A 14,693-nucleotide genomic window follows, 5' to 3' on the forward strand; every position below is an offset into this window, starting at 1 on the left:
CGATGTCTTCGCCGCTTTGGTTTGCCTCTCCATTCTGAAATTTTTGGTGAAAAAATATTCGATGACGCAGGTGATCTGGCGGCAGGGTCAGAATTTACGCCCATGGAATGGGAGTCCTTGTTAAGAAGGAAGATGGTCTTGGATAACTGACATCCGAATTCGACTTAGATACTCATCGATCAATGAGTTGAGGCGAGTGCGCTCCGTCTTTAAATTCAGTTGCAAAGAGGCAAAGGACGCACCCCCCGAAACATCGTGCAGGGCACGCAAGACGCGGTGATCAGCGCGGGCAACGCGCTGACGGGGACGGCCAGACCGTGACCAACAGCGGCGCGCTGAGCGCCAATACCATCAAGGTCAACACCGAGAAACTATTGAACGGCCTGACCGACAACCACACACCCACGTCGGCCACGACCGTGCCGGGCCAGGTGATTTCGCTGGCCGCAGGCGGCACGCCAGTGGTGCCGCATGGCGTGACGGTAAACAAGGTGGCGCCCGATGTGGCCACGGTGATCACCGCGCAGACCGCCGCCGCCACCGGGGCCAGCAACGCTGGGACCACACCGGCCGCAACGACGGGCGCGAGCGCCGGCCCGGACGTGACCTATCTGAAGCACAACGCCGGTGATGACCTGCTCGGCGGCGTGAGCCCGGCCGACCTGGTCAACAACCTGCCCGCCAACCTCAAGCCCGATACCGGCGTGCAGTTCTACGCCGACCCGGTCATCGAACAGCAGCTGCTGACGCAAGCCGCGCTGCAACAGACCGGCCAGGCGTATTTTGTGAATGGCCTGAGCTATGACGACCAGACCAAAGCTTCGGTCGCTGATCAGCAAAAAGGCATCCTCTACGGCAACGCCATCAACTGGGCCGAACAGAACCAGGTGCAACTGGGCACCGCGCTGAGCGCCGACCAGATCGCCGGCCTGACCGGGCCGATGCTGTGGTACGTGGAACAAGCCGTCCCCGACCCGGCCTGCAGCGGCCTGCCCAGCTGCGGCACCGTCACCGTGCTGATGCCGCAGGTTTATCTGCCCACCGCCGACCAGTCCACGCTGGCCAAGCAGGAAGGCGGCAGCATCACTGGCAACAACGTCACCATCGCCGGCCTTAACGGCGGCAAGGCCAGCAGCGTGACCAACACCGGCAGCATCACCGGCGTTAGCTCACTCAATATCGACACGCAAAGCCTGACCAACCAGGCGCGCAGCGTGGACATCGGCGTTTCCACCAGCAAGGTGGATGGCGGCTGGGTACAGACCTCTGGCACGCAAGTGCAACCGGGCGGGTTTATCACCAGCGCCAACCTGAACGTGACGGCCGATACCGTGCAAAGCATCGGCGGCGCGTTCCAGGTGCTGAACGCCAGCGGCGAGGTCGACCCGGCAGCCAGCGCGCAGTTTGTGCAAGACCTTGGGGCGAAGCTGGGGGTCAACTATTCGTCGACCGCGGTGGGCGATGATATTCACCAGGACTTTATCAAGGACAGTTCCGGGCCGGGCATGGTCGTCACGATGGTGGCGGCGATTGCGATTTCGGTGGTGACGTATGGGGCTGCATCTCAGTTGGTAATGAGTGCAGCTGTGTCCGAAATGGGTGCCTCCGCAGCCGCCACGTCCACGTTCGCAGCTGCCAGCGTAGGTGTTACTCAAGGTCTGGCAAATGCAGTGATCGCTGGGGCAATCAGCGGCATGGCATCAGCGGCAGGTACGCAAATTCTTACCGCCGGGTCGCTCAATGCGGGTGGTATTTTCCGCTCCGGCTTGGCAGGCGCGTTAACGGCTGGGGTGAGTAATGAAATTGGGTCGGCGTACGGAGTGGGAAGCGTCTTGGCTACCGGCGCCGCTGGATGTGCGAGTGCGGAGATTACAGGGGGTGAATGTGCAACGGGATTCAAAATGGGCGCGATTACAGGAGCCTTGTTGTGGGCAGGTAGTGCAATGCGCTCCGACCAAATCACATCTTCCGAGCCGAAGTTAACGAGCGACCCGAAATTTGCCGGTGTTGTCGATGCTGATGATCCTACCCAACCGATTGTGAACAATAAAACCGGTCCAAGCATTGGTATCGACGGTGACAATGTAAAGTTGGGTGGTACGCGGATCAGTCTTGATGATCTAAAGCAGTTTGGTGACGTAACTCAGTCCGCAGATGGTACTTGGACGTTTGAAGGGCGCACTTATCTAGACTCGGCGAGCGGTCTAATGAAAAGATACTCGTTAACGTCCGCATTGGACGCTGTTGGGGGACCTACCGGTGGGGCGCAAGGGTTGCCAGGGACATTGTTTAATTACCCGTATACGCCAGGTAGCATAGGGGATGTGCTGGTTGAATCCTTTGCAGGCCCACACGATTTTCTTGGGAGCCTTACTGCCTATGACGCTCTAGGTAATTTGAAGCCTGGTTTGACCGGTCTGCAGCGCACCCTTTTTGATATTCAGACGGATATAGATATTCCCATTGCAGGGATTTTCGCGATCCCCACCTTTTTGAATCAGTATGGCACTAGCATACCCACACTTAGGCAGCAAGCCACCGATGGAGGGAAGCATTAAATGACGCATTTGATGATAGTTGGGCTGATATCGATTTCCCTGGTTATGTTAGACGAATGCTATGCGATTGACCCTCTGGAGAACGCTGTATACGCGGCTGCCGACTTCGATACGCGCTGTCCGCTATTAGATGGGCATTATAAGTTTGCTGGTGTGAGTAAACCTTCTGGTGACAAGGGTGCAGTAGATTATTTGCACGCATCTACGATATTAAATGCTTTCACATATCCGTCTATGGTGGTTCAGCGAGACATTCAGTCAAGGATGAAGCGAGACGAGAAAAACAGATACATTTTTCCTGATACGTTTCAGTTGAAGACTATTCCGGGTAAGTTGGTTTTGGTTACCACCTACTACGCTGATACTGGAAAAATAGGCGAATGGTCTTATGATCTTTCGCCAATAAGAGACGGCTGTAGAGGGGGCGTGTTGACATACGCTTTTAGCGATGACAGATCTTTGGATGTCGGGGGTGATAAAACGGAGTCACGGCTGTGGTTGTGGAAAGATGAATACGGCGCACTTATGTTCGAGAGCAGATTCAATGTTGAGAAGAGAAGTTTCTTCCTTCCGATGGGAACGGTTAAATATATTAATGTAACAAGATTTGAAAGTATTGATTGATGTTGGCGATATTATAATGATCGCGTATTTGAGGCCGGATACACCGATAGACCGGTAAACCCCACTTTCTCCAATTGGTTAAATAATTGGGGCGTTACGGTCCAGAATTTGCCTCATAAAAGGTATTAAATGGAATATAGGTACACTTCCAGACAGGTGGCTCGAGGTGCTCTTCCCGACGGTGAGCGCTTGAATAAAATGTATTTGATAAAAAGCGTCAGCAGTTTGCGAGCAACGTATCAAATCAGACTATTGACTTTTAAAGCCGTAGCCGAAGGGAAACAGTTGGTAATCTGCGTCCCGGAACGGTGTCGATTTGAAGACGACCTCGTGGAACTTATGCGGAAAAACGCTCGCTATATTGTAAGGGAAACTTATTGATGGGCTTATATCTCTGCATTTTCGATGAGGATGAAGAAATCGATGGTGTCGGTGTCGGCAGGTACACAGACTTCAATGCTCTTCGCCAATATATAGCTAATAAGCTGGAAGGAACAATCGTTGGATCGAAATATCCTTTGTTTAGCTTGCATTCAGATTCTGATGGAGAATGGTCTGCAAAAGACTGTCCGGCTCTTGCCCGCGAGCTAAAAGATATAATTGATTTGATGAACAAGCTGCCGCCGTCTGCTTTTCCCTCTGATTGGCAGGAAGCATTGGCTAAATCTTATGGAATTGCGCCGGAAAACGCATTCGAGTCTTTTCTGGATGTGGATGGCGAGTTTGTACTTGAGAGAATTTTTCGATTGGCGGAGTTAGCTGCTGAGAAAGCAAAGCCAATATTGTTTCAGTAGAAACTGTAAGTGAAATCTATATAGCGAAAGTTTTCTCTACTTGCGGAGCGTGCCGTAAATATCCCCCGCCAATCTTCCGGATTCCGATTCAGTGGTAACTACGACTTAATACCTACTCTGCTATAAGTGACTTAAGGTGTATTTGGGTGAATGATCTCGACACTTTACATCGTATGGGTGGAATATCCACTGATACCATCCGTAAAATATCCAATCTGGGATTTGATGGTATAGCCATTGAGCGTATATTGCTTGGTCCAGGTTCTCCGCCAAGTGCGCCAGTATTGGTTGATAACTGTTTCTTTAATAAATGCGTAGTTCAAGGCGAGTTTCGTATCACTCATGGCGCTATTGTTTCCGATGTCTGCTTTAATGACGTTCGCTCTCCCGACTTGATGACTATCAGTGCATTGGCGGTTCTGGATCGGGTTGTTGTCAAAGGAGGTCGAAATTGCGCTGGTTTGTGGGTAAAGCCGCCCGAAGCTATGCCAGAAAATGTTGGCGAAAACCTGAAAAAATGGAAGGAGCGCTACGATGATTCAATTCACCTGATGCTGGATTTTTCGGACTTTAAAGGCAGGCAGGTGGAGGTCCTTGGCCTACCACTTGATAAGTTGAAGTGGAATAGCGAATTGCATATTCCGATGGTGAGAGCCAGGTTCGGTAAGTCGGTCTGGAAAGATTTAGAGTTCCCGCTTAACAGTTTCTGGTTTATGAGGTTCAAGAGGCTTGAACTTTTTGACGTGTCCGAAGGAGTATTTTCTTTGCCTTCAAAATCGGATAAAAAATATGCTCAAACCATGTCGGAAATGCAGATTCTGATCGAGGGCGGGTTTTTGCGCCCAAGCTGATTTGTGAACGCTTCAGAAGATATTGCTATGGTGCAGGTGCGAAGAGAATGATTGGCAGCTAACGCGCCGCTATTTCCGTCCAAATTGACGCAGAGTTGGATGGGGGGCCTTTGTACCAAAGTGGATATTAAAAATCGTGATGCCGATTTTGATCTCAAGTGGCACAGTGATTGTGCAACCCCGGAGTAAATAATGACGACGACCCCATTACTTTTAAGTGGCGCCCTTGAGGCCGCAGTTCAGTCTATTACAGATGACGGTGAGCTAAGTTCAGTCGAGCGAAAGCGCCTGATGCAAATCATGGAGGATTTATCGGCTCGTGAGCATGTTGATGCAGGTTATTTGCGACGGGCGAGGCTAGCGTTGCTCTGTGCCAACGAGGTCCTGGATAAAATTCAACCGCATTCGCTGGTTTATTCTCAAGCGCTCTCGATGTTGCGCAATGGGCTTTCTGCTTTAGGCGGAAATTATGATCTTTTGAAATTACGTAACGACAACGGCGTGTTTCATACTGGCCTCATAGATCTTTTTGATTTTGGAGAAGCCGCATTTACATCTGTTTATGCTGGTATGGCGTGTTTCTCCGCCATTAACACGATTTTGTACGATGTAGATTTCGAATTAATGGGGCGTAGCGAGAAAGAAGTGCCCCCCGACGATTGGGACGCGAGTTTTTACGCGGCGCTTGCTAAATCTGGAAGTGCCATTTGGGAGGGTAAAGGCGGCGGCGAACAGAGGAGAAAATTCTGGTTATGGTATTTGCAGATTGGAATACCCCTTTGTTGGAACGTACAAATTCAACTTATAGACGTTATGCACGGGTTGAAATAAGCATTGCGACAAATGAAGGTCGATGCTCATTTGTCTGCTGCGTGGCTGCCTGAAACCACCATTGAATATAGTGACCCCTTTGAGTCTATGAAGAAATATAAGATATAGAAAAAGCGGGATTGGAACGATATGCTCCAAGGCCGGGAAATAAGGAAGTTGGGCCAAGTGCCCAGAACTGATCCAGGCCGGCCATAACCTGAGCATCAGCGGCGGCAGCCTGGCCAATATCGGCAGCACCATCACCGCCGGCAATGACGCCAATTAAATATGAAAACTAGCGGTGGCTTGATTGGTGGAGTTCAGGGGCTTATTGGAACGTTAGGATCCAGTCCGTATCCGGTCGGGAGCGTAAAAGACGTTCTGCTTGAATCGTTTGCCGGGCCGCATGATTTCTTGGCAAGCCTAACCGGTTACGATTCGTTGGGGAACCAGATTTCGGGCTTTTACGGAGCTTCAGAAAACATTGTTTGAGATCCAGACTGATGTTGATATTCCACTGGCAAGTGTATTTTCTATTCCTACGTTTCTTAAACAATACGGCAATAGCGTGACGAATATTCAGCAACAAATTGACAATAAGGATAAGTCAAAGTGATTTATAGAATTAGTTTGGTCGCTGCATTTGCGCTACTTATTGCCCTGCAAGGGTGTGCGCATGCGCCGCCCCCATCAACGCGTGAGAAGAAAGTGGGGCCTGTAAGTCCAGATGGAGTATGCCCCCACCTGGAGGGGGGATATGGGTTTATCGGAAGTTTGGTTCAGTTTTCTGGTAGTTTTCCAAAAAAAGTAGCTTTAAATTATGCTCTCCCTTCTTCAGATCTGGATGCGTTAGCGGAACTGGAAAAAAATTACAAAAGGTCAGATTCCGGACGGTACATCTTCCCTGAAGTCGTAAACATTACAACCCTCGGCCCGAGACAGTGGTCTCTGACTGTGAAATATCCGGATGGCCAGTCCCTTGGTAGTTATCAGATGCAATTAAATAACGATTCTAGATATATGTGTAACGAGGGAGTAATGACATGGGGAGGGCACATCAACGGAAGGTCGGAGCTAGGGCCGAACACTATAAACTCTCGATCTTGGTTGTGGATTGATGAGTTTGGGGATTTAACGATTGAGCAGCATTTGAATGTTGATATGAATCTGACGCTCTTACATGTGCCTACGGGGACTGCTCAGACCTATGCGGTTTATAAGTTTGTCCATTTAGAGGCCAAACAATAGACACGTCTGAATGTGTAAAGCCTTTATCTGCGTAGTTCTGCTGTATTTTCCTTTGGTTTAAAATCCCGCTGGTAGAAATAACTATATTCAATATGAAAAGGCGAAATTGACCTCGGCACAGGCATAAGACTTAAAAGATGGCATACTACTGCGAACGCTTCGGAACGCCAGAATTGTTTTTCAAAACGGAGGGGGCATGCGAAACGGATGGGTGCATCGAGATTGGGGTCTGCCCTAAGCTCTAAAGAGACTGAAACTCCGCTTTACTCTGAGCCATTTTCGGGATCGCCAACTGTGAGCGATTATCGCGGGATCCGATTTATTACCCATTGGGCAGAATTCCTGCGGTTTTTGATATCAAGGCTGGATTGGCATTTATCGCGTTGCCCTGAAGCGCGGATAACTAACAGCGTAGTTTTGTATGCAGAAAAAGCGCGGCCATCGCAGCTACATTGCAATATTGTTATATCTATTTATACAAGTAAATATTTAGAAAATATATGATTTCATTTCAATTGTGATCAATAATTTTTAAATTAATAAATTAATAAATTAATAAATTAATAAATTAATAAAATGCGCCTTTTTGTCTTCACCTTGTCATGGGTGGTTTAAAAATATTCACGCTGATTGCCGGAGTGTGGGAAAAGAATTTGCGCCGGGAAACCTTTTGTTTTAATTCTTGTTCGTCCAATTATTTGAATAATCTCTTCATGATATGAGGCTTATTTTGAAATATCAAACGGCACTATCTATTTTTGCGTCATGTTCGGCGCTATTAGGGTGCGCTCTGGCCCCCAGTAGCTACAGCAACCTTCGTGCCGAAGAGCCGCTACCGGGCCCGAATGAATCAATTATCGTATTCGGCACGAATGCCACAAGAATGTGGTTGTATTTTTCCCCCGGAGCCTTTGAACCTGAAGATCGCGTTTTTACTCCGAGCGCGGGGTCACCTTTGATTTATACCGTGCCCTCTGCCGATGAACCCTATGTGGCGGTGCGCGTTCCGGCCAATACTTCGTATGTGCTCGGGAAAGCTCAATCCAAGGATGGATGGGCGACGATTAAACTTTCGTTTTGCCGCAAAACGCAAACGCTTGGCTTTACAGCACCAGCGGGTAAAGTGCTGTACGTCGGGAATATGCAGTTCATACAATTGCCAAAAGAATCCGCAATGAGCCTTCCAACCTACAAGTTGGAGTACGTAGATGATTTTGAAGGTGCGCGGAAGTTTATGCGTTCGCATTATCCTGCATTAGTGCCCGCTCTTGAGTCTGGAGAGGGGTTTGTGGTCGGAGAAACCAAAGGAAATTGCTGGCGATAACGAGCTTCTTGTCTGGGGCCGATGAGATTTTCATTAGTCGAACGCCTAGGACATGGTGGCGCGGGTCAAACCGAGTAAAGGTGAAGGCTGAAAACGGGCGGGCTGCAAAGCCCGCTGCCTGCAGCAGAAGCCCATTTGCACTTCGGATGTTTGTAAGTCATACATGCCTGAACGTGGCGAAGCGGAGGTTGAGAGGGGTGGCTCGCCCCATGCATAAACCATGCCCACCCCCGCCAGCGGCATGTCTCAAAACAGTGCCCGTTAGCACTTTCGACACACCTTTCCGCCTTTCAGCGGACTGTCTTTAAATCTTCATTTGCCGCTATCCCGCACAAAACAAGGCCTTAGGTGATGCCCCGGTCTGGCGCGTCCGTTTATCGTCTGCGGTGCGGGCCATAGCACACGCTTTTGCAGTTGCGCTAGCGGGGGCGTTTACCCTAGTATTTGTGTCCATCAGGCGGGCTGACCACAAGATGTAGTGGTTATGCACAAACCGCCCCCAAGTTATTCACAACCGCTCTGACACCAGTTCAAACCCTTGATTTACGGGGAAAAGAGCGGCAAATATCCCTGACCAGAAGGAAGTTTGCGCAATGTATGCCACGCTGGAAAGCACTGCAGGAAGCCGTATGAACGATACCATCGACCCCACCGTGACCACTGACTACAGCCGCTACTCACAATACAAAACCATCCGCCGCAATGGCGCCGTGGTGCCGTTTGAGCCGTCTAAGATTTCGGTGGCGGTGACGAAGGCGTATATCGCTGTTCATGGCAACCAGGCAGCGGCCAGCGCGGCCGTGCGTGAGCGCGTGGAAGCGCTGACCGAACAAGTGGTCAGCGCGCTGATGCGTCGCAAGCCCGAAGGCGGCGCGATCCATATCGAAGACATTCAGGACCAGGTCGAACTGGCGCTGATGCGTTCGGGCGAGCACGATATCGCTCGCGCCTATGTGTTGTATCGCGAGCAACGTAAAGAAGAGCGCGCTTCGACCAAGCCGGCCGATGCCGCCGAAGCGCCGGGTGCGGCCATCAATGTGGTTTATGAAGATGGCACGCGTCGTCCGCTCGATATCGCCCGCCTGAAAGCGCTGATTGCGTCTTCCTGCCAGGGTCTGGAAAAAGAAACCAACGCTGCCGCCATTCTGGCCGAAACGCTGAAGAACCTGTACGACGGCGTGCCTGCGGAAGAAGTGCGCAAGTCGGCGATTCTGGCGGCGCGTGGTCGCATCGAAAACGATCCGGCCTACAGCTTTGTGACGGCGCGTCTGCTGCTCGACACCGCACGCCGCGAAGTGTTGGGCGAAGAGACCAGCCATGAAGAAATGGCCACTCGCTATGCCGACGCGTTCCCCAAGCTGATCAAGAAGGGTATCGAAAACGAGCTGCTGGACGAGAAGCTGGCCCAGTTTGATCTGGCCCGCTTGGGTGCTGCGCTGGACCACAGCCGTGACTTCAAGTTTGGCTATCTGGGTCTGCAAACCCTGTACGACCGTTATTTCCTGCACGTGCACGGCACCCGCATCGAACTGCCGCAGGTGTTCTTTATGCGCGTGGCGATGGGTCTGTCGCTGAACGAAGTGGACCGCGAAGCGCGCGCTATCGAGTTCTATAACGTGCTGTCGACCTTCGACTTTATGTCGAGCACGCCGACGCTGTTCAACTCCGGTACGCGTCGTAGCCAGCTGTCCAGCTGCTATCTGACCACCGTGGCCGATGACCTGGAAGGCATTTACGAGGCGCTGAAAGAAAACGCCTTGTTGTCGAAATTTGCCGGTGGTCTGGGCAATGACTGGACGCCGGTGCGCTCGCTGGGTAGCCATATCAAGGGCACCAATGGCAAATCGCAAGGCGTGGTGCCGTTCCTGAAAGTGGTCAACGATACGGCCGTTGCAGTTAACCAGGGCGGCAAGCGCAAGGGCGCGGTGTGCGCTTACCTGGAAACCTGGCACGCGGACATCGAAGAATTCCTCGAACTGCGCAAGAACACCGGTGATGATCGTCGTCGTACCCACGACATGAACACCGCCAACTGGATTCCCGATCTGTTTATGCAGCGTGTGATGGAAGCGGGCGAATGGACCTTGTTCTCGCCCGCCGAAGCCCCGGATCTGCACGACAAATACGGTAAAGAATTCGCTGAGGCTTACACCGCATACGAAGCCAAGGCTGCTCGTGGCGAAATGCGCGTAGCCAAAAAGCTGCCGGCGCTGACGCTGTGGCGCAAGATGCTGACCATGCTGTTTGAAACCGGCCACCCGTGGATCACGTTTAAAGACCCGTGCAACATCCGCAGCCCGCAACAGCATATCGGCGTGGTTCACAGCTCCAACCTGTGCACCGAAATCACGCTCAACACCAACGATAGCGAAATCGCGGTATGTAACCTCGGTTCGGTGAACCTGGCTAACCATCTTAAGGATGGCAAGCTGGATGCTGAAAAAATCGGCCGCACCGTCAAGACCGCGATGCGCATGCTCGATAACGTGATCGACATCAATTACTACGCCGTACGCAAGGCACGCAATTCCAACCTCAAGCATCGTCCGGTGGGTATGGGCCTGATGGCGTTCCAGGATTGTCTGCACACGCTGCGCATTCCGTACGCATCCGACGCCGCCGTGCAGTTTGCCGATGAATCGATGGAGTTGATCGCCTATCACGCTTACTGGGCTTCGACCGAGTTGGCGGAAGAGCGCGGCACCTACCCGAGCTACAAGGGCAGCCTGTGGGATCGTGGCATCCTGCCGCAAGATTCCAACCAGCTGCTGGCGGAAGAGCGCGGTGGTTATCTGGAAGTGGATACCAGCGAAAAACTGGACTGGGCACCGCTGCGCGAACGCATCGCCAAATACGGCATGCGCAACAGCAACTGCCTGGCGATTGCCCCGACGGCCACCATCTCCAACATCGTGGGCGTGGATGCTTCGATCGAACCGACCTATCAGAACCTGTTTGTTAAATCGAACCTGTCGGGCGAGTTCACCGTTATCAACGAACATCTGGTGCACGATCTGAAAGAACGCGGTCTGTGGGACGAAGTGATGATCTCCGACCTCAAGTACTTTGATGGCTCGGTGGCCCGCATTGATCGCATCCCGCAAGATCTGCGCGAACAGTACGCCACTGCGTTTGAAATGGAACCGAAATGGCTGGTAGAAGCCGCTTCGCGTCGTCAGAAGTGGCTGGACCAGGCGCAAAGCCTGAACATCTACATGGCCGGCGCGTCGGGCAAAAAGCTGGACGATCTGTACAAGCTGGCCTGGTTGCGCGGCCTGAAAACCACCTACTATCTCCGTACCCTGTCGGCGTCCAGCGCCGAGAAATCGACCGGCCGCGGTGGCGAACTGAACTCGGTGCCGGTTGATGGTGGCATCGCCGCCGCCAGCGCCGCTGCCCCGGCCGTGGTGGCCAGTGCCCCGACTCAAGCCTACGAGCCGGTGGTGGCTGAACCCGCAACCGACGCCAAGTTTTGCTCGATTGACAATCCGGATTGCGAGGCTTGCCAGTAAACGGCAGCGTTACGTCATCCAGCAAAAAGCCCGACCGGGTTAAACCGGTCGGGCTTTTTTTGTGTCTGCCTGCAGGGTAGTGCTGCGGAGTTGATTGCCCACCTTCAGACCAGCCTTCCGTGTTCCAGTTGCAGCACCCGATCCGCAGAGGCAATCGTCTCTGGCCGATGCGCGATCAATAAAATGGCAACGCCCAAATCGCGCAGCATCTGATTGATTTGCCGCTCGTTGGCGGTGTCGAGGTGGCTGGTGGCCTCGTCCAGCAAGAGCAGGCGTGGTCGTTTGTACAACGCACGCGCCAACAACAGCCGCTGCTTCTGTCCGCCGGACAAGCTGCCGCCATACTCGGTTACTGCGGTTTGGTAGCCCATCGGCATGGCACTGACTTCAGCATGCAATCGGGCACGGGTTGCGCATTGCTGCGCCCGGGCCACATCGTGGTCGGGGGCAAACAGGGTGATGTTGTCGAGGATGGAGCCGCTAAACAACGCGTCGTCTTGTAATACCGTGCCGATTTGCGTGCGTACGCTGGCAAAGCCAGCCTGTCGAATGTCGTGCCCGAGTACGCGAATGCCGCCTTGATCGGGCTGGTACACGCCGAGGATCAGCTTGAGCAACGTGGTTTTGCCGCCGCCGGAGCTGCCCACCAGCGCGACGATTTCGCCCGCGCGTAATTGCAGATCGACATTCCGCAGAATGTCGGGCTCGCCCGGGCCGTAGCGAAAGCGGACGGCCGTTACTTCAACCACGATTGCTTCGGTCTGGACCTCGGCGGCAATGGGCGGCACGCTGCTGTGCTCCAGCGCGGACACCGGCGTCAATACGATATCGGCCAGCCGCTCGTTATAGACCGCCAGCATCTTGAATTCGGCAATCTTGTCGATCAGCGAATTAATGCTGGCGGTAAAGCGTCCCTGGAACGACATATACGCCACCAGCATGCCCACCGAAAACGCATTGCCCAGTACCGCTTGCACACCCCACCACGTGGTTGCGGCCGCGACCGCGCTGGCTAGCAAGGTGTTGACCACGTGATAGGCCATTTCGAGCTTGCTCTGATGCAACTGCGCATTGCGGCGTGCCACATTCAGATTGCGCCAGGCGGTTTCCCGGCGAGGGGTCGCGGCGTTCACGCGCAGGCTGAGCATGCCGCGCAGGCTTTCCAGAAAATGGCTGGATTCCTGAGTGCCCGCCATCCAGCAGGCATCGGCAGCGCGGCGCAAGGGGCCGAAGCATGCGGCCCGCAACAGCGCGTACAGCGCTGCCGCCAGCAGCGCGATGGCTGCCAGTTTCGGGCTATATAGCAACATCATGACGAGCGTGCCCAGAGCGAGCAGGACGTCGAGCAAGGCCTGCATGCTGCTGGTGGTCAGCGTGTGCTGTAGCGTGTCGACGGCATCAAAACGAGCGCTGATTTCGCCGATATGACGCTTTTCAAACCAGGCCAAAGGCAAGCGCCACAGGTGATGCAGTACGTTGGCGGTCCATTGCATATTAAAGTTAACCGCCATCGAGAGCGTGGCCCATTCGCGCACCAGCCCGATCAACGTCTGCGTGGCCGTGAGCAAAGCCATGCCAATCAAAATCAGCACCAGCAGATCCTGATCCTGGGCAACCAGCACTTCATCAATCACGATCTGATTGAGAAAAGGCGCCAGCAAGGCAAGCGCTTCCAGCACCAAGGCAAAGACAAAGATACGCACCAGCGCGGCTTTAAGACCTTGCGTGCGACCCGTCAGCTCGCGCAGGCGAATGCGCCGACGCTGGTCTTGCGCTACGAATGTGTGCGTCGGTGTCAGTTCGAGCGCAATGCCGGTGAAGTGTTTGCTGACCTCGGCCAGCGACAGCGTGACGCAGCCACGCGCAGGGTCATGTATTTCCACGCGTTGGCCGCGCACCTTCTTCAGCACCACAAAATGATTGAGATCCCAATACAGCACACAGGGCGTTGCCAGCTGTATCAGATCGCCCATCTCAAGGCGTAACGGGCGGGTCGCCAGATCGAGCAGGGCGGCACAATCAACCAGACGGGCGAACGTCATGCCGCGCTGGGTAACGCCAAAGCGGGCGCGTAAGGTGGGCAGATCGACACGATAGCCGTGCCAGCTCGCGACCATGGCAAGGCACGCCACGCCGCATTCGGCGGCCTCGGTCTGACGGATCACCGGCAGCCGACGTCGCCAGCGCCAGTTGAGTGCTGCGTTTGCGCTGTCAGTCATATTTTGCCGCGCAAGCTCCACAGCGGCTCCAGCGCCCATTCGTAGAGGCGGCGCGAATCGAGTGCGACGTCGCCTGCGACCGCCATACCTGCGGTCAGGGTTTCTTCGCGGCCGTAGGCCGTGACAGTGGGTTTGTCCAACGCGATCACTACGCGGTAGTGGGCTTCCTTGCTTTGCCAGGAAAATGGCGCGCGCAAGATCACGTCGGCCGGGGTTAACGCGACGCGCGAGACGGACTGGACGTGACCGTACTGAACGCCGAATTTCTGGTACGGATAGGCGGCAAAGCGCAGACCGACGCGCGCGCCTGTCTTGATAAAGCCCACGGATTTGCTGGGCGCGTAAAGCTCGACCTGCATTTGCGCGCCCGCAGGCACCACCATTGCCAGCGCCTCTGTCGCCGCCGCCATTTGCCCGGGGCGCGCCATGATCGCGGCGATGGTGCCGGCGACCGGTGCGGTAACGGTGCGGTAACGGTGCTGTTGGCGCGGCTCGCAAGCTCGATTTGCTGTTGGTCGACGCTTTGCAACTGGCGCGCCAGTTCGGTTTGCTGTGCCAGGCCATCTTGCCGCAAACGCGCTTGCTCTGTACGCACGCTGTTGATTTCTTGCTCCAGCCGCTGCCGCAATTGCACGGTTTCTTCGACGCGTGCCTCGGCGCCCGCCAGATCAATCTGCTTTTGTCGCCAATCCTGCGCCGAGATAAACCCCTTTTGCGCCAATTCGGCATAGGGCGCTTGCGATGCTCGCAATA

10 protein-coding genes are annotated in these 14,693 nt (G+C 53.8%); 8 read left to right on the forward strand and 2 right to left on the reverse strand.

What is annotated here, in order from left to right:
* Positions 1-317: 317 nt before the first annotated feature.
* From WG78_RS11810 to WG78_RS11845, 8 genes are all read left to right on the forward strand, one after another.
* Positions 318-2,558: a hypothetical protein gene (locus WG78_RS11810; protein WP_053938036.1), complete on the forward strand. Its 2,241-nt coding sequence runs from the start codon at positions 318-320 to the stop codon at positions 2,556-2,558.
* Entirely contained in the window at positions 2,559-3,182 is a 624-nt protein-coding gene (locus WG78_RS11815; RefSeq protein WP_053938037.1) for a hypothetical protein, read from the forward strand. It abuts the gene before it with no gap.
* A gap of 380 nt (positions 3,183-3,562) precedes the next feature.
* A complete protein-coding gene (locus WG78_RS11825; protein WP_053938039.1) occupies positions 3,563-3,976 on the forward strand; it encodes an Imm70 family immunity protein in 414 nt (137 codons plus the stop codon).
* Between the two features lie 146 nt (positions 3,977-4,122).
* Positions 4,123-4,827, forward strand: coding sequence for a hypothetical protein (locus tag WG78_RS22435; protein ID WP_152969171.1), 705 nt, complete (start codon positions 4,123-4,125; stop codon positions 4,825-4,827).
* 192 nt (positions 4,828-5,019) lie between these two features.
* Positions 5,020-5,658 carry an Imm5 family immunity protein gene (locus tag WG78_RS11835; protein WP_053938041.1) on the forward strand — a complete coding sequence of 213 codons (639 nt, stop codon included), beginning with the start codon at positions 5,020-5,022 and terminating at the stop codon, positions 5,656-5,658.
* 591 nt (positions 5,659-6,249) lie between these two features.
* A complete protein-coding gene (locus WG78_RS22440; protein ID WP_152969172.1) occupies positions 6,250-6,885 on the forward strand; it encodes a hypothetical protein in 636 nt (211 codons plus the stop codon).
* A 730-nt stretch (positions 6,886-7,615) separates the two neighbouring features.
* On the forward strand, positions 7,616-8,209 hold the full coding sequence (locus WG78_RS22445) for a hypothetical protein (protein WP_152969173.1): 594 nt from the start codon (positions 7,616-7,618) through the stop codon (positions 8,207-8,209).
* Between the two features lie 629 nt (positions 8,210-8,838).
* The gene (locus WG78_RS11845) at positions 8,839-11,721 is read left to right on the forward strand and encodes a ribonucleoside-diphosphate reductase subunit alpha (RefSeq protein WP_053938043.1); all 2,883 of its coding nucleotides are present in this window, start codon (positions 8,839-8,841) and stop codon (positions 11,719-11,721) included.
* A gap of 104 nt (positions 11,722-11,825) precedes the next feature.
* Here WG78_RS11845 and WG78_RS11850 read toward each other — a convergent pair whose 3' ends face one another.
* Positions 11,826-13,940, reverse strand: a complete 2,115-nt coding sequence (locus tag WG78_RS11850; protein WP_053938044.1) for a peptidase domain-containing ABC transporter — start codon at positions 13,938-13,940, stop codon at positions 11,826-11,828.
* Positions 13,937-14,368 (reverse strand): beta-barrel domain-containing protein, encoded by a 432-nt coding sequence (locus WG78_RS22095; RefSeq protein ID WP_083458956.1) that lies wholly within the window; start codon positions 14,366-14,368, stop codon positions 13,937-13,939. The genes WG78_RS11850 and WG78_RS22095 overlap by 4 nt, the downstream gene beginning before the upstream one ends.
* Between the last annotated feature and the right edge of the window lie 325 nt (positions 14,369-14,693).

This window comes from Amantichitinum ursilacus, from assembly GCF_001294205.1.
GTDB classification, from domain to species: domain Bacteria; phylum Pseudomonadota; class Gammaproteobacteria; order Burkholderiales; family Chitinibacteraceae; genus Amantichitinum; species Amantichitinum ursilacus.